24 protein-coding genes and 1 tRNA gene are annotated in these 25,231 nt (G+C 25.3%); 20 read left to right on the forward strand and 5 right to left on the reverse strand.

Translation table 11 applies throughout. The features are described from left to right. Nucleotides 1-39 precede the first annotated feature (39 nt). Nucleotides 40-2,037 carry a transketolase gene (tkt, locus tag AB4W74_RS00480; RefSeq protein ID WP_367682059.1) on the forward strand — a complete coding sequence of 666 codons (1,998 nt, stop codon included), beginning with the start codon at nt 40-42 and terminating at the stop codon, nt 2,035-2,037. Between the two features lie 83 nt (nt 2,038-2,120). Further along, nucleotides 2,121-3,248 carry a succinyl-diaminopimelate desuccinylase gene (gene dapE, locus AB4W74_RS00485; RefSeq protein ID WP_367682060.1) on the forward strand — a complete coding sequence of 376 codons (1,128 nt, stop codon included), beginning with the start codon at nt 2,121-2,123 and terminating at the stop codon, nt 3,246-3,248. A 124-nt stretch (nt 3,249-3,372) separates the two neighbouring features. Here the strand turns inward: dapE and AB4W74_RS00490 are convergent, their stop codons facing one another. From AB4W74_RS00490 to aroC, 3 genes are all read right to left on the reverse strand, one after another. Continuing rightward, entirely contained in the window at nt 3,373-3,627 is a 255-nt protein-coding gene (locus AB4W74_RS00490) for a hypothetical protein (RefSeq protein ID WP_367682061.1), read from the reverse strand. After that, complete coding sequence (gene dapA, locus AB4W74_RS00495) at nt 3,605-4,489, reverse strand: 4-hydroxy-tetrahydrodipicolinate synthase (protein ID WP_367682062.1); 885 nt, start codon at nt 4,487-4,489, stop codon at nt 3,605-3,607. Before dapA ends, AB4W74_RS00490 begins: the two co-directional genes overlap by 23 nt. A 529-nt stretch (nt 4,490-5,018) precedes the next feature. Next, complete coding sequence (aroC, locus tag AB4W74_RS00500) at nt 5,019-6,089, reverse strand: chorismate synthase (protein ID WP_367682063.1); 1,071 nt, start codon at nt 6,087-6,089, stop codon at nt 5,019-5,021. Nucleotides 6,090-6,335: 246 nt separating this feature from the next. Between aroC and smrB the strand changes: the two genes are divergently transcribed. The 12 genes from smrB to metG all read left to right on the forward strand — a co-directional run bounded on the left by smrB (nt 6,336) and on the right by metG (nt 18,535). Beyond that, nucleotides 6,336-6,869: an endonuclease SmrB gene (smrB, locus tag AB4W74_RS00505; protein ID WP_367682064.1), complete on the forward strand. Its 534-nt coding sequence runs from the start codon at nt 6,336-6,338 to the stop codon at nt 6,867-6,869. Between the two features lie 321 nt (nt 6,870-7,190). Next, nucleotides 7,191-8,090 (forward strand): ATP phosphoribosyltransferase, encoded by a 900-nt coding sequence (hisG, locus tag AB4W74_RS00510; RefSeq protein WP_367682065.1) that lies wholly within the window; start codon nt 7,191-7,193, stop codon nt 8,088-8,090. Between the two features lie 7 nt (nt 8,091-8,097). After that, complete coding sequence (hisD, locus tag AB4W74_RS00515; protein ID WP_367682066.1) at nt 8,098-9,411, forward strand: histidinol dehydrogenase; 1,314 nt, start codon at nt 8,098-8,100, stop codon at nt 9,409-9,411. Then, nucleotides 9,401-10,474, forward strand: coding sequence for a histidinol-phosphate transaminase (gene hisC, locus AB4W74_RS00520; protein ID WP_367682067.1), 1,074 nt, complete (start codon nt 9,401-9,403; stop codon nt 10,472-10,474). Before hisD ends, hisC begins: the two co-directional genes overlap by 11 nt. Before the next feature lie 19 nt (nt 10,475-10,493). After that, nucleotides 10,494-11,561: a bifunctional histidinol-phosphatase/imidazoleglycerol-phosphate dehydratase HisB gene (gene hisB, locus AB4W74_RS00525; protein WP_367682068.1), complete on the forward strand. Its 1,068-nt coding sequence runs from the start codon at nt 10,494-10,496 to the stop codon at nt 11,559-11,561. After that, nucleotides 11,562-12,155 carry an imidazole glycerol phosphate synthase subunit HisH gene (gene hisH, locus AB4W74_RS00530; protein ID WP_367682069.1) on the forward strand — a complete coding sequence of 198 codons (594 nt, stop codon included), beginning with the start codon at nt 11,562-11,564 and terminating at the stop codon, nt 12,153-12,155. It abuts the gene before it with no gap. Nucleotides 12,156-12,161: 6 nt separating this feature from the next. Next, on the forward strand, nt 12,162-12,908 hold the full coding sequence (gene hisA / locus AB4W74_RS00535) for a 1-(5-phosphoribosyl)-5-[(5-phosphoribosylamino)methylideneamino]imidazole-4-carboxamide isomerase (protein WP_367682070.1): 747 nt from the start codon (nt 12,162-12,164) through the stop codon (nt 12,906-12,908). Further along, nucleotides 12,878-13,654: an imidazole glycerol phosphate synthase subunit HisF gene (hisF, locus tag AB4W74_RS00540; RefSeq protein ID WP_367682071.1), complete on the forward strand. Its 777-nt coding sequence runs from the start codon at nt 12,878-12,880 to the stop codon at nt 13,652-13,654. Before hisA ends, hisF begins: the two co-directional genes overlap by 31 nt. After that, complete coding sequence (hisIE, locus tag AB4W74_RS00545; protein ID WP_367682072.1) at nt 13,648-14,277, forward strand: bifunctional phosphoribosyl-AMP cyclohydrolase/phosphoribosyl-ATP diphosphatase HisIE; 630 nt, start codon at nt 13,648-13,650, stop codon at nt 14,275-14,277. The genes hisF and hisIE overlap by 7 nt, the downstream gene beginning before the upstream one ends. A gap of 362 nt (nt 14,278-14,639) precedes the next feature. After that, complete coding sequence (gene gndA / locus AB4W74_RS00550; protein WP_367682073.1) at nt 14,640-16,061, forward strand: NADP-dependent phosphogluconate dehydrogenase; 1,422 nt, start codon at nt 14,640-14,642, stop codon at nt 16,059-16,061. A gap of 155 nt (nt 16,062-16,216) precedes the next feature. After that, complete coding sequence (dcd, locus tag AB4W74_RS00555; protein ID WP_367682074.1) at nt 16,217-16,798, forward strand: dCTP deaminase; 582 nt, start codon at nt 16,217-16,219, stop codon at nt 16,796-16,798. Between the two features lie 108 nt (nt 16,799-16,906). Beyond that, the gene (gene metG / locus AB4W74_RS00560; protein WP_367682075.1) at nt 16,907-18,535 is read left to right on the forward strand and encodes a methionine--tRNA ligase; all 1,629 of its coding nucleotides are present in this window, start codon (nt 16,907-16,909) and stop codon (nt 18,533-18,535) included. A gap of 42 nt (nt 18,536-18,577) precedes the next feature. Here the strand turns inward: metG and tilS are convergent, their stop codons facing one another. Both tilS and AB4W74_RS00570 read right to left on the reverse strand, forming a co-directional pair. Beyond that, nucleotides 18,578-19,921: a tRNA lysidine(34) synthetase TilS gene (gene tilS, locus AB4W74_RS00565; RefSeq protein WP_367682076.1), complete on the reverse strand. Its 1,344-nt coding sequence runs from the start codon at nt 19,919-19,921 to the stop codon at nt 18,578-18,580. A gap of 28 nt (nt 19,922-19,949) precedes the next feature. Continuing rightward, a tRNA-Val gene (locus AB4W74_RS00570) sits at nt 19,950-20,023 on the reverse strand. A 150-nt stretch (nt 20,024-20,173) separates the two neighbouring features. Here AB4W74_RS00570 and AB4W74_RS00575 point away from each other — a divergent pair. Genes AB4W74_RS00575 through rsxG form a run of 6 tightly spaced genes read left to right on the forward strand, consistent with a single transcriptional unit; the run spans nt 20,174 to nt 25,227 of the window. After that, complete coding sequence (locus AB4W74_RS00575; RefSeq protein ID WP_367682077.1) at nt 20,174-20,800, forward strand: riboflavin synthase subunit alpha; 627 nt, start codon at nt 20,174-20,176, stop codon at nt 20,798-20,800. A 51-nt stretch (nt 20,801-20,851) separates the two neighbouring features. Next, the gene (rsxA, locus tag AB4W74_RS00580; protein WP_367682078.1) at nt 20,852-21,433 is read left to right on the forward strand and encodes an electron transport complex subunit RsxA; all 582 of its coding nucleotides are present in this window, start codon (nt 20,852-20,854) and stop codon (nt 21,431-21,433) included. An 8-nt stretch (nt 21,434-21,441) separates the two neighbouring features. Next, nucleotides 21,442-21,939 (forward strand): RnfABCDGE type electron transport complex subunit B, encoded by a 498-nt coding sequence (locus tag AB4W74_RS00585; protein WP_367682238.1) that lies wholly within the window; start codon nt 21,442-21,444, stop codon nt 21,937-21,939. Nucleotides 21,940-21,960: 21 nt separating this feature from the next. Then, the gene (rsxC, locus tag AB4W74_RS00590) at nt 21,961-23,577 is read left to right on the forward strand and encodes an electron transport complex subunit RsxC (RefSeq protein WP_367682239.1); all 1,617 of its coding nucleotides are present in this window, start codon (nt 21,961-21,963) and stop codon (nt 23,575-23,577) included. A gap of 7 nt (nt 23,578-23,584) precedes the next feature. Then, complete coding sequence (locus AB4W74_RS00595; protein ID WP_367682079.1) at nt 23,585-24,616, forward strand: RnfABCDGE type electron transport complex subunit D; 1,032 nt, start codon at nt 23,585-23,587, stop codon at nt 24,614-24,616. After that, nucleotides 24,613-25,227, forward strand: coding sequence for an electron transport complex subunit RsxG (rsxG, locus tag AB4W74_RS00600; RefSeq protein ID WP_367682080.1), 615 nt, complete (start codon nt 24,613-24,615; stop codon nt 25,225-25,227). Before AB4W74_RS00595 ends, rsxG begins: the two co-directional genes overlap by 4 nt. Nucleotides 25,228-25,231 lie beyond the last annotated feature (4 nt).

The following is a 25,231-nucleotide window of genomic DNA, read 5'->3' on the forward strand; positions in this document are numbered from 1 at the left end:
TATTTGGTATTTTTTAATACTTAATCTAAGGAAATATTTATGTTTAAAAAAAGAGAATTAGCGAATGCAATTCGAATTTTAAGTATAGATGCTGTACAAAATGCAAAATCAGGACATCCTGGCATGCCTATGGGCATGGCTGATATTGCCGAAGTGTTATGGAGAAACTTTTTGAAACATAGTCCAATGAATCCTAATTGGTGTGATCGTGATCGTTTTGTTCTTTCTAATGGACATGGTTCTATGTTGTTATATAGTTTACTACATCTTACTGGATATGATGTATCTATAGACGATATAAAAAATTTTAGAAAAATAGATTCAAAAACACCAGGACATCCTGAAATAGGAGAAACACCTGGTGTTGAGATTACTACTGGTCCTTTAGGTCAAGGTTTAGCTAATGCAGTTGGAATGGCTATTGCAGAAAGAACATTAAGCTCTTATTTTAATAGACCTAATTACAATATAGTTGACCATTATACCTGGGTTTTTGTAGGAGATGGATGCTTAATGGAAGGTATTTCTCATGAAGTATGCTCTTTAGCAGGAACATTGAAACTAGGTAAATTAATTGTTTTTTATGATAATAATGGTATTTCAATAGATGGTAAAATTTCTAATTGGTTTACAGATGATACAGTTATGCGATTTAAATCTTATAATTGGCATGTAATAGATCAAGTAGATGGTCATGATGCGAATGCTATTCAAAATAGTATTGAAAAAGCAAAATCAATACAAAACCAACCTTCTATTATTATTTGTAATACAATTATTGGTTTTGGTTCTCCGAACAAATCAGGTACAGCTGATTCTCATGGTGCTCCTCTTGGAGACGAGGAAATTAATTTAACAAGAAAGGCACTAAATTGGAAATATTTACCCTTTGAAATACCTGATAAAATTTACCATGCATGGAATTGTGTAAAAAAAGGTTTAGAATTAGAAGAAAATTGGAATAAAAATTTTAATTTATATCAATCTCAATATCCTGAACTGGCAATAGAGTATTTAAGACGGATTAAAAGACAATTGCCTAAAAAATGGACTACAAAGACTCAAGATTATATTCTAAATTTACAAAACAATCCTCAAAATATTGCGAGTCGAAGTGCTTCTCAAAATACAATAGAAAAATTCTCAGAATTTTTACCTGAATTAATAGGAGGATCTGCAGACTTATCACCAAGTAACTTAACTAAGTGCTCACGATCTAGTTCTATAGTAGAAAATTTTTCCGGTAATTATATTCATTATGGTGTTCGTGAATTTGGTATGACTGCTATTGCGAATGGTATTTCTCATCATGGAGGATTTATCCCCTATACTGCAACATTTTTGATGTTTGTTGAATATGCACGCAACGCAGTTCGTATGGCAGCACTAATGAATACTAAACATATTTTTGTGTATACACATGATTCTATTGGATTGGGTGAAGATGGTCCTACTCATCAGCCAATAGAACAATTAGCAAATTTAAGAATGACTCCAAATATAGACGTTTGGCGTCCTAGTGATCAAGTCGAAACTGCTGTAGCATGGAAGCATGCTATTGATAAAAAAAGTGGTCCAACTGCGTTAATTTTATCACGTCAAAATTTATTTCAACTTCCTAGAAATAATGCTCAAGTAAAAAATATATGTTATGGAGCATATATATTATACGATTCTAATCGTCCTATTGATGTTATTTTTATTTCTACAGGTTCTGAATTACAAATAACTTTAATTGCTGCTAAAAAAATTGCTTCTTTAGGTTATTCTGTACGTGTAGTTTCTATGCCATCTAATAATGTTTTTGATCGACAAAATATTCATTATAAAGAATCTATTTTACCTTCTTATGTAACTAAGAGAATTGCAGTAGAAGCAAGTATAAAAGACTTTTGGTATAAATATGTAGGTATGGAGGGGTTAATTATTGGAATGGAAAAATTTGGAAAATCTGCATCAGAAGAAGTATTATTTAAAAAATTTGGTTTTACTGTAGACAATATAGTACATCAATCTAAAATTTTATTGAAATATTAATTGCAAATTTGTATATAAAAAATTATAGGGGCTTTTCTAGCCCTATTTTTTTAAATTTATCTATAAATAAAAATGAGAAAAAAATGATTTCTTCAATTACTAAATTAGCACAAAAATTAATTTCTATTCCCTCTATCAGTCCTCAAGATTTAGGTTGTCAAGATATTATGATTAATTTTTTAAAAAATATTGGATTTAAAATCAAAAAAATTAATATAAATAATACAAAAAATTTTTGGGCTACAAGAGGAATTGGTAAAACTTTAACATTTGCAGGCCATACAGATGTTGTTCCAGCAGGCAATTTTAAAGATTGGAAAAATAATCCTTTTAATCCAGTGATATATAATGATTTTTTATTTGGCCGAGGATCCTCGGATATGAAAGGCGCTTTAGCTTGTATGATGATTGCATCTGAAAATTTTATAAAAAAATTTCCTGATCACAAAGGACGTTTGTCATTTTTAATTACTTCAGACGAAGAGTCAAGTGCTATTGATGGTACAAAAAAAGTAGTGGATTATTTAATATCTAAAAAAGATAAAATTGATTATTGTATTATTGGTGAACCATCTAGCAGCTCTGAAATTGGAGATATAATAAAAAATGGACGAAGAGGTTCTATAACAGCTAATTTAACAATTCATGGTATTCAAGGTCATATTGCATATCCTCATTTAGCAGATAATCCGATACATAAAGGATTACCTATTATTTCACAAATAATGTCTATGAAATTAGATAATGGTAATATTTTTTTTCCCCCTACTAGTTTAAATATAGCTAACATTCATGCAGGAGATGGAAATAATAATATTATTCCTAGTTCTTTGTTTGTTCAGTTTAATTTTCGTTTTAACACAGAAACTTCTGATCAAGAAATTAAATCAAATTTTATAAAAATATTAAATGATAATAATATTAATTATTCTTTAAAATGGTATCTCTCAGGACAACCATTTCTTACAAAAAAAGGATTATTAATAGATACAGTGATGAAATCTATTACAAATTTAAATAAAATTCAACCAATTTTATCAACTGATGGTGGAACTTCAGATGGTCGTTTTATTTCTTTAATGAATTCTGAAATTGTGGAATTGGGTTTAACAAATGAAACAATTCATAAATCCAACGAATGTGTTAGAATATCTCATTTAGAAAAGTTAACTATAATATACGAAGATATTATGAGAATTATTTTAACTTAATATATTCTTTTTTATTATTGATGCAGAGTATCATTTAAGATAATCTGCACCTATTTTTTATAATTATAATAATAAAATTATTTATATCATTTTTAACCTCATTTCTTTATCAAGAATACTTTTTTTATATGGGAGGAAAAATATCATGATTTTTTTTATTTAATTCTTTTTGCGTATAAGGAATCTTATATTCTTGATTTTCTTCAGGCATATTAATTCCTTTTGGTATAATTAACTTTTTAAGTTGATTATCATGCTTTTTATTCAAAAAAAAAGTATCATTTTTTTTTAAGGTGCAAGATGTTATTAAAGAAAAAAATAAAATTTGAAAGACTATTATTGTTTTTGAGATTAATTTATATCTTTTCAAGATTGGCATATTGAAGTGCTTTTTCAATTTTTATACGCGTAGAATTTAAAATCGGTGTCATTGGTAATCTTAATTTGTCACTTTTTATTAAACCTATTTTTTTTGCTAACCATTTTATTGGAATAGGATTAGGTTCAATAAACAAAGCTTCATGTAATAACATTAGCCGTTTATTTATCGATCTTGCATTTTTAAATTTACCTTCAAGTGCATATGAACATATTTGTGTCATTTCTTTTGCCGCAATGTTAGCAGTAACTGATATCACTCCCTGTCCACCTAATTGCATAAAATCTAATGCCGTAGTATCATCTCCACTAATTAGTAAAAAATCATCCTTAACTAACTTTTTTATTTTATGAATTCTTGATAAATCACCTGTTGCCTCTTTAATTCCAATAATATTTTTAAATTTAGATAGTCTAGCTATAGTTGAAGGAAGTAAATCACATCCCGTTCGGCTGGGAACATTATACAAAATTTGTGGTAATTTTGTGCTTTCTGAAATTGCTTTAAAATGTTGATACAATCCTTCTTGCGTCGGCTTGTTATAGTATGGAGTAACGGTAAGACAGGCTGCAATACCTGTCTTTTCAAATCTCTTTGTTAATAATATCGCTTCTGTTGTAGCATTTGATCCTGTACCTGCAATTATAGGAATACGTTTTTTTGCTATTTTTAATGTTAACATTACTATTTCAATATGTTCTTCTTGGCTTAGAGTAGCAGATTCTCCAGTAGTTCCAATTGAAACAATAGCTGTCGTTTTATTTTCAATATGATAATCAATTAGCTTTTTTAAGCTAGAATGACAAATTTTACCTTCTTTATTCATTGGTGTAATTAATGCAACAATACTTCCTTTGAACATTTTTTTTTTCTCCTCCATAAAAAAGATTTTATGGTATCTTTAATACAAAGATAAATTTGAGTAAATAAAAATTTATAAATTTTATATTTTAATAAAATCTAACTTTTTATACAATTATTACTATATAATTTTTGATAAAAGACCAATATGATTTTTTAAAAAATATATTTAAGTTATTTAATATTTATTTAGTTTATAAGATATTATGACTAAATTTTTATTTTTACTGAAACAATACTTTATTTTTTTAAAAAAAATATCATATGATTATTGCTATTAAATATAGAGATATCTTTTTTAAGATTTAAAATAAAAAAATTTTTTTGAAAATGTTAAATTAATTTTTTAACCAATATATCTTATGTGATCAATAAAATACTTGCTAAGTGTAAACACAATAATTATATATAAAATATATAAATATAATTAATCTTATATAAGATATTTTATTTCTAAATATAAACATATTAATTTTTTTATATGCTACTAAATTAATGTAATTTAGTAGCAATCATGTTGAAAAATTTTTTTATATTTTATCCTTTGTACATTGTGCTCTAAATCTTAATAAATGATCCATTAGAACTATAGCTACCATTGCTTCTGATATTGGTATAGCTCGTATTCCTACACATGGATCATGTCTACCTTTGACAGTAATTTTAACATTTTCATTTTTTTTATTTATTGTATTACCTGATTTTCGAATACTTGAAGTAGGTTTAAATGCAACTTTTAATAAGATTTTTTCACCATTGCTGATTCCACCTAAAATCCCTCCACAATGATTACTTGTAAAACCATTAGAGGTCATCTCATCTCGATGTTCGCTTCCTTTTTGATTTATTACTTTAAAGCCATCTCCAATTTCTATTCCTTTGGCCGCGTTTATACTCATTAGGGCATGCGCTAGATCAGCATCTAGCCGATCGAAAACTGGTTCTCCAAAACCTGCTGGTACATTTTCAGCAACAATTGTTACTTCAGCTCCTATTGAATCGCCTGTTTTTTTTAAACTTTTAATTAAATCTTTTAAAGTTGCAATTTGATTTTGATTTGCACAAAAAAAAGAATTTTTTTCTACTTCTTTCCATGATTCAAATGGACATTTTATATCACCCATTGCTGACAAATATGCTCGAATAATTATTCCATGTTGATGGTTTAAATACTTTTTTGCGATAGCACCAGCGGCTACTCGCATTGTTGTTTCTCGAGCTGAAGATCTTCCTCCACCACGATAATCTCTTATCCCATATTTTTTTTCATAAGTATAATCAGCATGTCCGGGTCTAAATAAATCTTTTATTTCGCTGTAATCCTGAGAGCGTTGATCTTGATTATAAATAATTAAGCCAATACTTGTACCTGTAGTTACTCCATTGAATATTCCTGAAAGTATTTTTACTTGATCTAATTCAGATCGTTGTGTAGTATAGCGAGAATTTCCAGGTCTTCTACGATTTAAATCATTTTGTAGATCGTCTGAAGATAATTCTAAACCTGGTGGCATACCGTCAATTATACATCCCAGTGCTATGCCATGAGATTCGCCAAAAGTTGTTACACGAAAAACTTTTCCAATTGTATTTCCAGCCATGTTTTTTTCTTCTATAAACTTTTTATATAAATAATTTCACTATACAGAAAAAATAAGAAAAAATTTTTTTATTTAAAACAATTAAAGCACTCTTTTAAAAATTTTATGATTTATTTTTTTATATTTTTAAAAATAATATCTAATGACAAGTTTTTATTTGTTGTTTTTACAAAAACTAAATTATATAATCAAAAAAATATTAGATCAAATATGTAAATTTATTAATTTTTTTGGTAATGAATAATTATGAATAAGAATCGACAATTTGCTATTGATAATAGCAATATTTTATTTCGTCAATGGTTAAGTGGTACGCGCGAAATAGTACAAGATACTATCTTTCATTCTCGATTGAATAAGGTAAATAAAAATATTAGATTCAAACGTATTCTTTTTGAACAAGATATTCATAGTAATTATTTTTCTTTTTATAAAAGAAAAGATTTTTTCAAAGAAAATCCAGTTTCTTATATTCGGAATAAAAATTCTATTAATGTATTAAAAAAATTAAAAAAAGGACAATACTATCCAGATATTTTTCTTGATTTGCACGGTTTAAATCAATATCAGGCAAGGAAAAAATTAGGTCAGTTAATTGCAATATGTCATAAAGAAAAAATTTTTTGTGCCCATATTATGCATGGATACGGCAAAAACATTTTAAAACAGCAAATACCTTTTTGGTTGTCTCAACATCCCGATATAGTCGCTTTTCATCAAGCACCTAGAACATTTGGAAATGATGCTGCAATTATCGCTATAATTGAAATACATTCTTAATATAATATAGTAAATATTTATATGAAAAAATTATTTTTTCATTTTTAATTATGCACTTATTTTAAATAAATTTTATTTTTTAATATAAATTTAAAAAAATAAATATTCTAAATTTTTTAAATAAAAAATTTTTATTTTCAAAAAAAAGATGTCATATAAAATATATATTGTATTTATTTGAAATAAACAATTTTATTGTTTGAAATAAATATGATGTTTTAAAAAACCCTTTATTTTTGGGTTTTTTTATTTTAAAAGATTTAGAATTATATTTTTTTAAGTATAAAAATTAAATGTAAAATTTTTGAAGGATGTTTAAAGATGTTTAATAATAATCGTGTTCGTATAGCGATGCAAAAAACTGGTCGTTTAAGTAGTGAATCTATTAAACTAATTACATATTGTGGGATAAAAATTAATTTAAAACAACAAAAATTAATAGCTTTTTCTGAAAATATGCCTATTGATGTTATGTTAGTACGCGATGACGACATTCCAGGATTAGTAATGGACGGTGTAGTTGATTTAGGTATTGTTGGAGAAAATGTTCTCGAAGAAGAATTATTACATCGCACATCACAAAATTTAGAAAGTTCTTATATTACGTTAAGACGTCTTGATTTTGGTGTATGTAGGCTCTCTTTAGCTATTCCTATTGATACTCCATATGTTAATATAAAATCTTTAAAAAATTTTAGAATTGCTACTTCTTATCCTCATTTATTAAAAAAATATTTGGATAAAAAAAATGTTATTTTTAAATCCTGTATGTTAAATGGATCTGTAGAAGTTGCACCGAGAGCTGGTTTATCAGATGCAATTTGCGATTTAGTTTCGACAGGTGCTACATTGGAAGCGAATGGTTTGCGTGAAGTACAGGTTGTGTTTCGTTCTCATGCATGCCTGATTTGCAAAACAGGGGATATTAATTCTGCTAAAAAGGAAGTTATTAATAAATTAATGACTCGTATTAAAGGTGTAATTAAAGCACGTGAATCTAAATACATTATGTTACATGCTCCTGTTGATAAATTAGAAGAGGTGATATCTTTATTGCATGGTGCAGAAAAACCTACTGTGTTAAAATTAGCAGGAGATACTAGTCGAGTAGCAATGCATATGGTAAGTAGCGAAACATTATTTTGGGAGACAATGGAAAAATTAAAATCTTTAGGTGCTAGTTCAATTTTAGTGTTACCAATTGAAAAAATGATGGAGTAAAAAATTGATGAAATATTTTGATAAAATTATTAATTGGAATGAATTAAATGATAATAAAAAAAGAAGTATTTTATCAAGACCTATCAAAAAAAATAATGCTTCTATTAAAAAAAAAGTTCATGAGATAATAAGAAATGTTCGAATTTCAGGTGAAAAAGCTTTAAAAGAATATAGTTTTTTATTTGATAAAGTTGATGTTAAAGATTTTGAAATTTCTAAAGAAAAAATTTTATTTTCTTCTTCACGTGTTAATTCTTCATTAAAACACGCCATAGAAGTTGCTAAAAAAAATATTTCTTATTTTCACAAAGCACAAATTTTGTCGCAAGTAGATATTGAAACTCAAGATGGAGTACGTTGTCAGCAAATCCATGTTCCTTTGAATTCTGTTGGAATCTATATTCCTAGCGGAGTAGCACCTTTATTTTCAACTGTTCTAATGCTCTCTATACCTGCTAAAATTGCTGGTTGTAAAGAAATAGTACTCTGTTCCCCTCCACCTATTAGTGAGAAAATACTTTATGCAGCACATATTTGTGGTGTTAATAGAGTATTTCAAATCGGTGGTGCTCAAGCTATAGCAGCAATGGCTTTTGGTACGAAAGCAATTCCTAAGGTAGACAAAATTTTTGGTCCAGGTAACGATTATGTAACAGAGGCAAAATTACAAGTAAGCTCGATTTTTAACGGACCAGCAATAGATATGTTAGCAGGACCTTCAGAATTATTGATTATTTCAGACCAAACATCTAACCCAGATTTTATTGCTGCTGATTTGTTATCTCAAGCTGAACATGGCATATCTTCTCAGGTTATTTTATTAACTTCATGCAGTCAATTAGCTAAAAAAGTAGTTATGTCAGTTAATGAGCAATTAAATAATTTATCTAGGTCAGATGAAATATTAATTGCATTAAAAAATAGTTTTATTATTTTAACAAAAGATATATCTCAATCTATAAAAATATCTAATATTTATGCACCTGAGCATTTAAGTATTCAAATCAAAGAGCCAAGGTCAATATTAAAAAAGATATTAAATGCTAGTTCTATTTTTTTAGGATCTTGGTCACCTGAATCAGCAGGTGATTATGCATCTGGGACAAATCATGTTTTACCTACATATGGAAAATCTATTTCCAGTTCTGCGCTTGGTTTGTGTGATTTTCAAAAGCGTATATTAATTCAAGAATTGTCTTCTCAAGGATTAGTTAATTTATCTAATACGCTCGAAATCTTATCTGATGCTGAAAAGCTTGAAGCACACAAAAATGCTGTGAAGATTAGAGTGGATTTTTTAAGGAGTAAATATGAAGTCTAATTTAAATAATTTAACTAGAATTAATATACAAAATCTATCTCCCTATCAATCTGCTAGACGAATTGGAGGTCATGGTGATACATGGTTAAATGCAAACGAATCGCCTATGTCTGCTCTATTTAAATGTAGAGTAGAATCATTTAATCGTTATCCGGAATGTCAACCTAATAATTTAATTTCTGCTTATGCTGATTATGTTGGTTTGTTTAGAAAAGAAATTCTAGTTACAAGAGGAGCAGATGAAGGAATTGAACTTTTAATCAAAGCTTTTTGCGAACCAAAAAAAGATGCAATAATTTACTGTCCTCCAACTTATGATATGTATGCTATAAATGCAAAAATTGCAAATGTTAAAATAAAAGAAATTCCTATTTTAAAAAATACTTGGAAAATAGATTTATTTAATCTTCAAGCAAGTCTTGATGGAGTAAAATTAATATATATTTGTAATCCAAATAATCCTACTGGCAATATTTTTTCTAAAAAAGATTTAATTATTTTATTACAAGTAACATTTAATCGATGTCTTGTAGTAATAGATGAAGCTTATATTGAATTTTCTTCTAAGGATAGTATGGTAAGTTATTTAAAAGAATTTCCAAATTTAATTATTTTACGAACATTATCTAAAGCATTTGCATTAGCAGGTATAAGATGTGGTTTTACTTTGGCAAATGAAGAGATTATTAATATTTTACATAAAGTTATTAGTCCGTATCCAATATCTACCGTTGTGACCGATATAGCCATTCAAGCTTTAGAAAAAAATGAAATTAAAAATATGCAGAATAGAGTTATAAAATTGAATAAAAATCGTGTTTGGTTAATTAATAAATTAAAAAAAAACAACTTTGTAAAAAAAATTTTTGATAGTCACGCCAATTATATTTTGGTTAAATTTTATATGTTTAAAAGAGTATTTCAGCATTTATGGGAAAAAGGTATAATTATAAGAAATCAAGATCATAAAATAAATTTACAAGGTTGTCTGCGAATATCAATAGGATCAGATAAAGAATGTCTTCGTTTAATTGAAGAATTAAAAAATTTATCTAAAATATAATATTTTTAATGAGGTTTTAATGAAACAAAAAATTTTATTTATTGATCGAGATGGTACTTTAATTCATGAACCAACTAAAGATTTTCAAGTAGATCAAATTGAAAAACTTATGTTTAAAAAATATGTTATTTCTTCGTTGTGTCAATTAATGAAATTTGGTTATAAATTTGTTATTATTACTAATCAAGATGGTCTTGGAACTAAAAACTTTCCCTTAGAAAAATTTAATGCTCCTCATTTTTTTATGTTAAATATTTTTCAATCAGAAGGAATAGTATTTGAAGACGTTTTAATTTGTCCACATTTTTCACATGACAATTGTGAATGTCGTAAACCTAAAATTAATCTTTTAAAAGATTGGTTACAACATAAAAAAATAGATAAAACACGTAGTTATGTTATTGGTGATCGAACAAGTGACATGGAATTAGCAAAAAATATTAAATTAACTGGAATACAATATCAAGAAGATAGTTTTAATTGGATAAATATTACTCAAGAAATTATAAAAAAAAATAGATATGCAGAAGTACTAAGAAAAACAAAAGAAACTGATATAAAAATCAAGGCATGGATAGATTTAGAACATTATAGTAATATTAAAACTGGTATTAACTTTTTTGATCATATGTTGGAACAACTATCAATTCATAGTGGTATTTCTATGCATATTATAGCAAAAGGGGACCTAAGAGTTGATGATCATCATACTATAGAAGACATAGGAATTGTTTTGGGAACAGTTTTATTAAAAACATTAAATAATAAATGTGGTATATCCAGATTTGGTTTTGTTTTACCTATGGATGAGAGTGAAGCAAAATGTATTATTGATTTGTCAAATCGTCCCTATTTATCTTTTAATGCTACGTTTAAACATAAAATGGTTGGTGACCTTAATACTGATATGATTAAACATTTTTTTTATTCTCTTTCTTATTCTATGAAAATAACTTTGCATCTTGATGTGAAGGGAGAAAATGATCATCATTGTGTAGAAAGTTTATTTAAAGCATTTGGACGTGCACTTCGACAAGCAGTAAAAATAGAAGATAATACATTACCAACATCAAAAGGGATTTTATAAGTGGATATTACAATAATTAATACTGGTTGTGCTAATCTAACTTCAATTCAAGTTGCAATTAAAAAATTAGGTTATTCTTCTACAATAACTTCTAATCCTTCAATGATTGTTAATTCTAAAAAAATTTTTTTTCCGGGGGTTGGAACTGCCGCTGCTGCTATGAAAAAAATATATGACAAAAATTTAATTAATATTTTAAAAAAATTAACACAGCCGATTCTTGGTATTTGCTTGGGAATGCAAATTTTTTCTGAATTTAGCGAAGAAGGAGAAGGGACAAAAACTGTTGGAGTATTTGACAATTGTTTTACATATCTTTTAAAAAATAAAAATTTACCTTTACCACATATGGGTTGGAATTATATTACTTTTGATAGTATACATCCATTATTTAAAAATATTAAAAAAAACTCAAGATTTTATTTTGTTCATAGTTATATTATACCAGTCAATACATACACTTTAGCAACAACTAAATACGGTTTTTCTTTTAGTTCTGTTATGCAAAAAAATAATTTTTTTGGAGTTCAGTTTCATCCAGAAAAATCTGGTAATGTAGGATCCCTATTATTAAAAAATTTCTTAGAGATGTAAAATTATATGATAATTCCAGCTTTTGATTTTATTAATGGACAACCAGTGCGTTTGTATCAAGGAAATTATTCTAATCAAACCAAATATAATATAAATTTATATAAACTTTTTCAAATTTACGAAAAAAGTGGAGTTCAAACTATTCATTTAGTTGATTTAGATGCTGCAAAGAATGTTAAAAATAGACAGTTAAATATTTTTAAAAATATTATTTCTTGTACTAATATTCCTATACAAATAGGTGGTGGAATACGAACTGAAGACGATATCAATATTTTTTTAAAATTAGGAGTGAAAAGAGTCGTCATAGGTTCTTCCGCAATAAAAAATAAAAAAGAAGTAAAAAAATGGTTTAAAATATATGGATCAAATACTATTATTTTAGCATTAGATGTTGTAATAAAAGATAATAAAAAAGAAATAGCAATACATGGTTGGCAAGATCAAACAAATTTAACTCTAGAGGAAATTGTCGAATATTTTGAACCAGCAGGATTAAAACATGTATTGTGTACTGACATATGTAAAGATGGAACTTTATCTGGTCCTAATACTATATTATATAAAGAAATTGTTAAAAAATTTAAATATATAAAATTTCAAGCATCTGGAGGAGTGGCAACTTTAAAAGATATTTCATGTTTAAAGAATAGTGGAGTTAGTAGTATTATTGTTGGTCGCAGTTTATTAGAAAAAAAATTTACAATACAAGAGGCACTAAAATGTTGGCAAAACGCATCATTGCATGCTTAGACGTAAATAATGGAGTAGTAGTAAAAGGCGTTCAATTTAAAAATCATAAAATTGTTGGTGATATTCTATCTTTATCTAAAAGATATACTGAGGAGGGTATAGATGAACTAGTTTTTTATGATATAACTGCTTCTACTGAGAATAAGTTAGTTGATAGAAGTTGGATACAGAAAGTTGCTGAAGTAATTAATATTCCATTTTGTGTAGCTGGAGGAATTAAAAGTATAGAAGATGTAAAGAACATTTTATCTTTTGGTGCTGATAAAGTATCAATTAATTCTTCAGCGTTGATTGATCCTGATTTAATTACAAAAATTGCTGATCGATTTGGTGTACAGTGTACAGTTGTAGGTATCGATTCCTGGTTTGATACAGATAAAAAAAAATATATGGTACAACAATATACAGGTGATGTTCGTCGTACTTATCAAACTACTTGGGAAACTTTAGATTGGGTAGAAAAAGTACAAAATAATGGAGCTGGTGAAATTGTTTTAAATATGATGAATCAAGATGGACTACAAAGTGGATATGATTTATTTCAATTATGTCAAATTAGAAAAAAATGTAAAGTTCCATTAATTGCATCAGGTGGAGCAGGACGAATAGAACATTTTTATGAAGCTTTGTATTATGCTAATGTAGATGGTGTTTTAGCCGCTTCTGTATTTCATAAAAAAATAGTAAATATAAAAGAATTAAAAGATTATTTAATTATAAAAGGTATGGAGATCAGAACGTGTTAAATAAAAAAGAAAATTTGTTAAAATTAAATTGGATTAAAACAAATGGCATGATGCCAGTAATTATACAAGATTTTTTATCTAATTCAGTTTTAATGCACGGCTATATGAACCAAGAAGCACTTTTAAAAACTCAAAAAGAAGGTTTTGTTACTTTTTATTCACGTACCAAAAAACGTTTGTGGATGAAAGGGGAAAAATCAGGTAACTTTTTAAAAGTCGTTGATATTACTACCGATTGTGATTATGATACTTTATTAATTTTAGTTGAACCCCTAGGCAAGACATGTCACCTAGAAAAAAAAAGTTGTTTTTTTTTAAAGAAAAAAAATAATTTAGGTTTTCTTCACATATTAGAAGAAACTATAGAAGAAAAAAAGAAATATGGTATAGAAACTAATTCATATACTTCTAATTTGTATCGATCTGGAACAAAACGTATAGCACAAAAAGTTGGTGAAGAAGCTGTAGAAACAATATTAGCAGCGATGCAAAAAGATCCAGATGAACTTATCAATGAATCTTCAGATTTAATTTATCATTTAATAGTTTTATTGCATGATCAGAATTTAAATTTTAATTTAGTTGTGGAAAATTTAAAAGCAAGAAGATCAAAAAAATTATAATATTAATTATATTAAATAGGTATTTAGTTACTATTAATTTTTTTTAGAAAAGATAATTTTTATTATACATAATAATTCATATTACATACATAATATTTCAATTTCAAAAAAATTCAATAAAATTTAACATACGTATTTTTTTTATATACGTATTAATTTTCTTTTATTTGTAATTTAAAAAAATAAAAAACAGTTTTAATCAATATATTAAGAAAATTATTTTTTTAAAAAATATTTTTTTTAAAAAAATGATAAATTGAAAATAGTTGTAATATCATTTATTGTGTAAGTGTATGTGATTTAACTTTATTGGTTTAAAAATATTTTTTATAAGTTATATGAATATAAAACTGGAGAAAACAATGTCAAAGCAAGAAATTGGTGTTATAGGAATGGCAGTTATGGGTAAAAATTTAGCATTAAATCTTGCAAATAAACAATATACTGTTTCTATATTTAATAGAACTCAATCAGTAACGGAAAACATTATAAAATGTAATAAAGAAAAAAAAATTTTCGGATATTTTTCTATTAAAGAATTTGTTTATTCAATAAAAAAACCTAGATGTATTTTACTAATGGTGCAATCAGGTCAAGCTACAGATGAAACTATTCAGTCTATTTTGCCTTATTTAAATCAGGGTGATATATTAATTGATGGTGGGAATACCTTTTATCAAGATACAATTAGAAGAAACAAAGATTTAGTAAAATATGGTATCAATTTCATTGGAATGGGTGTATCTGGAGGGGAATATGGTGCACTCAACGGTCCATCTATTATGCCAGGCGGTTCAAAAAGCGCATATGAACTTATTTCTCCCATTTTAAAAAAAATATCTGCTAAATTTAAAGGTGAGCCATGTGTTAGTTACATTGGTCCAAATGGAGCTGGTCATTATGTTAAAATGATTCACAATGGTATTGAATATGGTGATATGCAGTTGATATCTGAATCATATTTTATATTAAAAAGTTTGTTAAATGTAAATAATAAAGAGTTATCTGATATTTTTGACAATTGGAATCAAGGTGAATTAAATAGTTATTTAATTGAAATAACAAAAAATATTTTTCTTAAAAAAGAAAAAAATAACACGCATTACTTAATAGATTCTATATTAGATGAAGCAGAAGATAAAGGGACAGGCAAATGGATTAGCAAAGATGCCTTAGAATTGCGTGAACCACTCTCATTAATTACAGAATCTGTTTTTGCTCGATATTTATCTTCTCTGAAAGATCAACGTGTTCTTGCTGCAAAGATACTAAAAGGACCTACTTTAAAACCTATATCTTTCGAAAATAAAGAAAATTTTATTGAAGAAGTAAGAAGAGCTTTGTATTTGGGTAAAATTATTTCTTATGCACAGGGTTTTTCGCAATTAAAAAAAGCATCAGAAAAATACTCATGGGATTTAAAATATGGCGAAATTGCTAAGATTTTTAGATCCGGGTGTATTATTAGAGCAAGTTTTTTAGAAAAAATAACAGATGCTTTTCAAGATAATAGCGTAACTAATTTATTATTAACCAATTACTTTTCAGAAATATCTAATCAATATGAAAAATCTTTACGTTGTGTTGCTATACATGCAATAAAACATGGAATTCCAATTCCTGCTTTTTCATCAGCGATAACATATTACGATAGTTATCGAACAGTTTCTTCATCTGCTAATTTAATTCAAGCTCAACGAGACTACTTCGGTGCACACACCTATAAAAGAATTGATAAAAAAGGATATTTTCATACTAATTGGTTTATTAAAAAAGAGCTTTAATTATTAAAATAACATTAAATTTTATTAAAAAAAAAGTAATTATAAATTTTTTTATTTTATTAAAATAGCAGAGGATAATAAAATATGTCTTTCTGCTATTAATAATATAATTTTTTATTTTTTATAACATATACAATATCATTGTAGGAAAAAAAATGCGCTTATGTGATACAGACATTGAAGAATGGTTAAATAAAAAAAAATTAGTTATTACACCCTTACCTAAAAAAGAGTTAATTAATGGAATTACTGTTGACATACATCTTGGTAATAAATTTCGTGTTTTTTATGAGCATAATGCTTCTTGCATTGATTTAAGCAGTTCACATGAAAGAATTGCTGTAGATTTAAATAAAATTATGAGTTACGAAACTATTTTTTCTAAACAAAAACCATTTTTTTTAAAACCAGGATCTTTAGCATTGTTTTTAACTTTAGAAAGTATTAAGTTGCCAAATAATTTAGTTGGTTGGCTAGATGGACGTTCTTCTTTAGCTCGATTAGGTTTGATGATTCATTTAACATCTCACCGCATTGATCCTGGTTGGGATGGAAATATTGTTTTAGAAATTTTTAATGCAGGAAAATTAACATTAGTTTTAACTCCTGGTATAAAAATTGCTGTGCTAAGTTTTGAATTGCTTTCTAAATCAGTTTTACGTCCTTATAATTCTCGGAATGAATCTAAATATAAAAGTCAAAATGGTGTAATACCCAGTCGAATTTACGAAGAATAAAAATTTACATTATAAATAAAACTTATTTTACAGGCAATTATTCAAATCATTAGTTTACGATTATCAATATTTTGTATATTATATTAATTATTTAAAGAATATAAATTTATGCATAGTAAGTATAGAAAGATATTAGTAACTTGTGCCTTGCCATATGCAAATGGACCTATTCATATAGGTCATATGCTTGAGCATATTCAAGCAGATATTTGGGTTCGTTATCAAAGAATGAGAAATCATGAAGTTTGGTTTATTTCTTCTGATGATGCTCACGGTACGGCTATTATGTTAAAATCTGAAAAATTGGGAATAAAACCCGTACAATTAATTAAAAAAATTCGAGAAGAACATATAATAGATTTTTCAAAATTTAATATTTCTCATGATAACTACCATAGCACACATTGTAGAGAAAATTTTTTTTTACTAAGAAAAATTTTTTCATCTTTAGTAAAAAATAAATTGATTGATGAAAAAAAAATTTCTCAATTTTATGATAACGTAAAGAAAATTTTTTTACCAGATAGGTTTATAAAAGGCATTTGTCCATTCTGTTATGCAAAAAATCAAAACGGAGATAATTGTGAAGTATGTGGTTCAATATATGAACCAACAGATTTAATTGATCCTCTTTCAGTGATTTCCAATACAACTCCTATTTTAAAAAATACAACTCATTTATATTTTAATTTACCTGTTTTTACTAAAATGTTAAAGATATGGATAAAATCAGGTGTTTTAGAAAAATCAGTTATAAAAAAAACAGAAGAATGGTTGAAATCAGGACTAAAATCATGGGGGATTTCACGAGACGGTCCATATTTTGGATTTAAAATTCCTAAATTTTTTAATAAGTACTTTTATGTTTGGTTAGATGCTCCAATTGGTTATATAAGTGCATTTAAAAATCTTTGCAACAAAAATAAAAAAATAAATTTTAGTGAATTTTGGAAAAAAGATTCAGAATGTGAATTATATCATTTTATCGGTAAAGATATTATCTATTTTCATACGTTATTTTGGCCTGCAATATTAGAAGCTGCTTCTTTTCGTAAACCTAATGGTATATTTGTACATGGTCATCTTACTATCAATGGATTAAAATTATCAAAATCTCGAGGTATTTTGATTACAGCATCAGATTGGATTAAGAATTTTGATTCAGATAGTTTGCGTTACTATTACGCAAGTAAATTAAACAACAATATTCATGATATTGAAATTAATTTACAAGATTTTATTCAAAAAATTAATACTGATATTGTAAATAAATTAGTAAATCTTGCGTCAAGAAGTAGCAGTTTTATTCATAAATTTTTTGATAGCTATCTCTCTAGTTCATTAGATAATTTAGATTTATATAATCATTTTGTTGATATAAGTACAAAAATTTCTAATTTTTTTGAAAATCGAGAATTTAGCGCAATCATTCGAGAATGCGTAAAATTATTAGATCTTGCAAATCAATATATTAATAAGCAACAACCATGGAAAATAAAAAAAGAAAATTTTAATAAATTACATATGATTTGTACAATGGGTATTAATTTGTTTAGATTAGTTATGATTTTTTTGAAACCAATAATACCAGATTTAGCAAGAAAAACAGAATTTTTTTTGCTTATTAATTTAACGTGGGAGAGTATAAAAAAACCGCTTTTATCTCATAAAATAAAAAAATTTTCAAAATTATACAATAGAATTAATACAGATATAATTGAAAAATTATCTATTTAATACGAGTAAAATAGAATATATCTTTTAAGATATAATTTTAATTTAATGAAATAAAAATAAGTTATTACTATTTATCTCAATATCACTTATCCAAGAAATAATCCATTTTTTTTGAATTTCTGTTTCCCTACTATACATTTCTCTATTTATAACAAATACACCTATAGCAGAAATAAAATGATTATTATAGAATAATAGTGGAATTTGTGTCCTTAACCAAGGAGGTATATTACATTCCTGCCATATTTTTTTAATTTTTCTTCGTTTTTCTCGTCCTATAATAAGAATTTTTCCTTCAAATTGAAAACGAATATTAATTAATTCATTTTTTTTAGGAGCAGGTAGAACAAAACCTTTATTGTTTTGAATTAAATATCCTAAATTATTAGGAAGAAATAATTTTTTATTTTGGTTGTGCCAAAATATTAATCTATTATTAATATTTTTTTGGGTCTTTATAAAATAAAGAGAATTTTTATAGCGTCTAATTTCATTTTTCTTTATAATAATTTTTGGATTAGCATCTGTTTTGCTAAATATTATTTCATTATAAATACATTCAATTAGTTTATATGATGGCATTTTTATATTTTTTAAAGAAATCCAGTATCGAATTAATGCTGTGCATATTTCTTTTTTCATATTTTTGAAGAAAGAAAAATTTAAAGATGTATCACAATTAATAAAATTTTTAATTTTTTCTTTCAATAAAATATTTTTTAACTTAGTTTCTTCACTACATATCATTGCTGTACGAGAACAATTTTTTAAAAAAAAAGGCCAACGTTTTTCTAATATTGGAATAATTTTATGACGTATGAAATTGCGATCATAATTAATATTTAAATTACTAAAATCTTCAATCCATTTTATTTTTTTATGATTAGCCCATTGCTCAAGTTCTTTTTTTTTTATTTTTAAAAATGGACGTACTATTTTTTTTTGACCAAAAAATCTTTCTGAATATATACCAGATAATCCAGTAGGACCACTACCTCTTTTGAGAGATAAAATTAATGTTTCGCATTGATCATTCAAATGATGTCCAGTAAGTAAAATTTCATCAGGCATCAAATGATTAAAAATAATTTTATATCTTTCAATTCTTAATTTTTCTTCAACGTTTTTTTTAAATTTTGTATTAATTTTTTCGAGGATTAATGGTACATGGGAGTGTTGGCAAACTTCTATACAGTGTTCTTCCCATTGATTTGAAGATGATTGGATATTATGATTAATATGGATAGCACGTATTTGTATTTTAGGATAGTTTTTTTTTATTTTGATCATTTTATATAAAAGAACTGTGGAATCTATTCCACCACTATATGCTATTAAAAAAAAGTTCTTTTTATTTTTCAAAATAATTTTTTTAATTAAATACATTTTATTTGCGAAGAAAATATTTTTTTAATACGTTCGAGTGGACTTGAACCACTAACCTTTACTATGTCATAGTATTGCTCTAACCTATTGAGCTACGAACGTAGAATATTGAGTAAATATTATATTTTTTAATTTTTTATAATTATATATTATTATTAATATAATATACAAATTTTTATTTATAAAAAATTATATTTTTAATAAAAGCTAAATTTATTAAATTAATAATATTAATTTTAAGGAAAAAAAATTATGTTCACAGGTATCATACATGGATTAGGACAAGTAATATCTATAGATAAGAAAGAAAAATTTCATACTTATGTTTTAAACTTTCCATATATTTTGTTAAAATATCTAAAGATAGGCGATTCAGTTGCGCATAATGGATGCTGTTTAACTGTAAAAAATATTAATAATTCTTATGTATTTTTTGATGTAATGTATATTACACTTAAAAATACTAATTTAAGAACTTTAAAGATAGGTGATTATGTTAATATTGAAAGATCATTAAAATATGGTGATGAAATGGGAGGTCATATCATTTCTGGTCATATTATGAATACAGTTAAAATTTTTAAAATATTAAAATTAGATAACAATTATATTTTGTGGTGTCAATTACAAGATGATCACTTATCAAAATATATTTTTTATAAAGGTTTTATTTGTCTTGATGGAATTAGTTTAACTGTGAATGATATTTTTAAAAATACATTTTGTGTTAGCATTATACCAGAAACTTTATCTTCGACTACTATAGGAAATAAAAAAATTGGAGATTTAGTTAATATTGAAATTGATTTTTATACTCAAATAATTGTAGATACCACAGAACGTTTAATCAAAAATAATATTTCTACGTTAATTAAATAATTATTTTTTACTGTTATTTATAATATTTTAAGTAATATTATGGAATTTAAAATGAAAAGTTATTTTTTTTTGATTATATCAAATATATTAATTGATAATTTTATTTTAGTAAAATTTCTTGGCTTATGTCCTTTTATAGGTACATCTAACCAAATAGAAAGATCTTTTGGAATGAGTCTGGCGACTACTTTCGTTATTCTAATATCAACAATTTTACTATGGTTTATTAACTTTTTTATTTTGTTGCCACTTAACTTAATTTATTTAAGAATTATAGTATATATGTTAATTATTTCTTTTGGTGTACAATTGTTAGAAATTATTTTACGTGGTATAAGTCCCTTTTTTTATCGTTTGCTTGGTATTTTTATTCCATTAATTACAACTAATTGTGCTGTTTTAGCTATCCCATTATTTAGTCTTTATTTGCATCATACATTCTTAGAATCGATATGCTATGGAGTTAGTGCTTCTTTAGGATTTAGTTTAGTTATGCTAATATTTTCTGGTATTCGCGAGCGTATATTATTATCTGATATTCCTTTAGTATTTCAAGGAGCTCCAATTGTTCTTATTACTGCAAGTTTAATGTCCATTGTTTTTATGGGTTTTAGAGGTTTAATAAAAATATAATTATGTCTATAATAATTGTTTTGGTTTTTTCTTTTTTGTCGTTCTTATTAGGTATAATATTAGGTTATTTTAAATATATTTTTCCAGTGAATAAAAATTCAGTTGTAGTTTTAGTAGATAATTTATTACCTCAAAGTCAATGTGCACAATGTGGTTATTCTGGATGTTTGCCTTACGCAGAAGCAATAGTCAATAAAAATGAAAAAATTAACAAATGTATTCCAGGAGGAAAAGAATTAATATTAAAAATTTCTAATTTGTTGAATATAGAAAAAATAGATAAATATTTAGATAACAATATAAAACTTTATAACGAAAAAAAAAAATATACAACTGTTTTGATTGATGAAAAAAATTGTGTTGGGTGTTCTAAATGTGCGGCTTTTTGTCCAGTAGATGCAATAGTTGGATCCCCTAATTTTATTCATACAGTATTACAAAAATTTTGTACTGGATGTAATATTTGTTTATTACACTGTCCAACAGATTGTATAAAAATAATTTAAGAATTATATCAAATGATAAAAATGCATTTTTTATTCAATATTTTTTTTATAAAATATTATAAAAAAATAAAAAATTTTATAAAAAAAAAAATAAATAAAAAAAAATATAATTTTAGCGGTGGAATAAAATGTGTGAATTTAAAAAATAATCCTGAAGAATATTTTTTAAATTATTTTCCTAATCCTAAAGAATTTTATATTTATATAAAATATGATCATTTTAAAAAAAATAATTTAAGAGTACAAGTCGGTCAAAAAGTGTTGTGTGGACAACCTTTAATTTTTGGTAGCAACAAAACAGTTCCTGTTCATTCACCTACTTCAGGTTGGATAAAAAATATAGATTTTGATTCAAATATATCTAATACTAATCAAAAAAAAATAAAAATTATAATTTTATCTGATTATTTAGATAATTGGATTAGATTAAAAACTATTAAGAATTATACAAAATATAGTCCTACAAAATTAATAAAAATTATTGATCAATCAGGAATTATTGGTCTCGGAGGAGGGGGATTTTCTTCTGCTGAAAAATTAAGATTAAGTCTTAATAAAGTACATACATTAATTGTAAATGCAGTTGAAAGTGATCCATGTATAACTGCTGACTATTGTCTTATAAAAAATTGTATTCACGAAATATTAATAGGATGTAAAATTGTAGCTTGGATATCCAAAGTCAAATGTATTTTAATTGCTATCCAAGAAGATAAATTAGAATTAATTTTAAAAATTCAAAATCTTATTAAAGATATATCATTATTTAAAATTTGTATTTTAAAAAAAAAATATCCTGGTGGAAGTAGCAAAATACTTATTAAATCTTTAATAGGAATAGACATTCCTTCGGGAAAACATTCTTTGGATCTAGGATATCTTATTTTTAATATAACTACTATATATGCTATTAAAAGATCTATTATTAATGGAGAACCATTAATTCATCGTATTATAACTTTTCACAATGAGGATAAAAAAGTTTTTTCCAAAAATTTTTTTATAAAAATAGGAGTTCCTATTGATTTTATTTTAAATTATTTAAAGATTGATATAAAAAATAAAATAATATATTCAGGAGGCGTTTTTATGAAGGATATCATTACTAATTCAGATTATTCAATACAAAAAAATACAAATTGTATTTATATAAAAAAAAAAGACAAAAAAATAATTGAATATCCATGTATTAACTGCGGTTATTGTGTAGAATTATGTCCAGTTAATTTGCTCCCCCAAGAAATTTTTATATATTGTAAAAGTAGTGATTCTCAAAAATTAAAAAAATTACATTTTTTAGATTGTATTGAATGTAAAATATGCGAAAAAGTTTGTCCTAGTAATATCCCGTTGGTTAAGTATTTTATAGATCAAAAAAAAATAGAAAGCAGTATCAATCTAGAGAAGAAACGAAAAGAATTATTTTCATATCTCTTTAAAAAAAGAGAAAAAAGATTATTAAGTGAAAAAAAAATTTTTTCTTCAGAAAATCAATTAATTAATATAAAAAAAACAAATATTTATTCCGAAATTAAAGATTTGTCAAAACAATCTATAATTAATAAAAAAAATATTAGAAAAAAGATGTTAAAAGACGCTATAAAACGTGCAAAAATAAAAAATAAAATTTTAAAATGAAAAAAAAATGAATCTTTATATATCTAATACATATAGCGTTAAAAAAATAATGATTTTAGTAATTTTATCCTGTATTCCAGGAATTTTAACTGAAATTTATTTTTTTGGATATGGGGTATTAATACAAATTTTATCAATTATAATTGTTTCTTTATTTTTTGAAATGATAATTTTAATAATTAGACGTAAAAATATTAAAAATATTTTATTTGATTATTCATCTATTTTAACTGCAGTTTTACTGGGATCTAGTATTCCTTGTGTGCTTCCTTGGTGGATGATAATTTTTGGTTCTTTTTTTTCTATTATTATTTCAAAACATTTATATGGTGGTTTAGGACAAAATATATTTAATCCAGCCATGATTGGTTATGCTATATTATTAATCTCGTTCCCCTTGTATATGTCTTCTTGGAATGAAAAAAAATTGTCTTTATCTTTTTATAACGATATAAAACAATCAATAAATTTAATTTTATATAAAAAAAGTCTGTATGATGTAAATTTAAAATTTCATCCTGATGATTTTACGTCAGCTACACCATTAAGTGTTTTTAAAGTGAATTCTCATTTTAATTATGACGAATCTATAAATAAAAAAATAGTTTTAGAAAAACAAAAATGTATTTCAGTCGCTTGGAATTATATAAATATTAGTTTTTTGCTGGGAGGTTTGTTTCTATTATATAAAAAAATTATTTGTTGGCGTATTCCATTTAGTTTTTTATTTAGTTTGGTATTTTTTTCAAGTTTAAGTTTTTTTTGTTCAAAAAATATTTCTTTTTCTCCCTTATGTCATCTTTTTTCAGGAGGAACAATGATATGTGCTTTTTTTATTGCTACAGATCCTGTTACTACTTCTGCTACGAAAATAGGAAAAATAATTTTTGGTATAATAATTGGTTTCTTAGTATGGATTATTCGAAATTATAGTGATTATCCAGATGGTATTGCATTCTCAGTATTATTTGCGAATATGATAGTTCCATTAATGGATAATTATATTAAAACATCTGGATATGGTCATAAAAATCGATGAAGTTTTTAAAGAAAATAATAATAAATGCATTTTTAATGACTCTTTTTTCTATTTTTTCTCTATCTAGTATAATGTATATTAATAACATCACAAAAAAAAAAATAATAGATCACAAAGAGAAAGAAAAAAATATTCTTTTCAAACAAATTATCCCTTCTAATTTATATTATAATTTTAAAAAAAAACATTTTTTCGTGCGAAATAAATTATTAGGAGACCAAAAAAATCATAATTTGTGGTTATTTTTTAAAAATAAAGTAGCAAAAGCTGCTATTGTTGAAACTGTTGCACCTGATGGATATTCTGGATCTATTTTTATTTTAGTTGCAGCTTATTTCAATGGAAAAATTATTGGTGTACGAGTTTTATCTCACAAAGAAACTCCAGGTATTGGAGATAAAATTGATATTTCTATTTCTAATTGGATTACTAAATTTAATAATATGAATGTAGTTAATTTAAAAGATAAGAGTTTTTTATTAAAAAAATATGGAGGAAAAATTGAACAATTTACAGGAGCCAGTATTACACCTCAATCAGTTGCTAATGCTGTAAATAGAACAGTTTTTTTTATTAAGGAAATACCGTTAATGTTTTCATTAAAAAAATAATAAA

This window comes from Buchnera aphidicola (Hyalopterus amygdali), assembly GCF_964059015.1.
In the GTDB taxonomy this organism is placed as follows: Bacteria; Pseudomonadota; Gammaproteobacteria; order Enterobacterales; family Enterobacteriaceae; genus Buchnera; species Buchnera aphidicola_BN.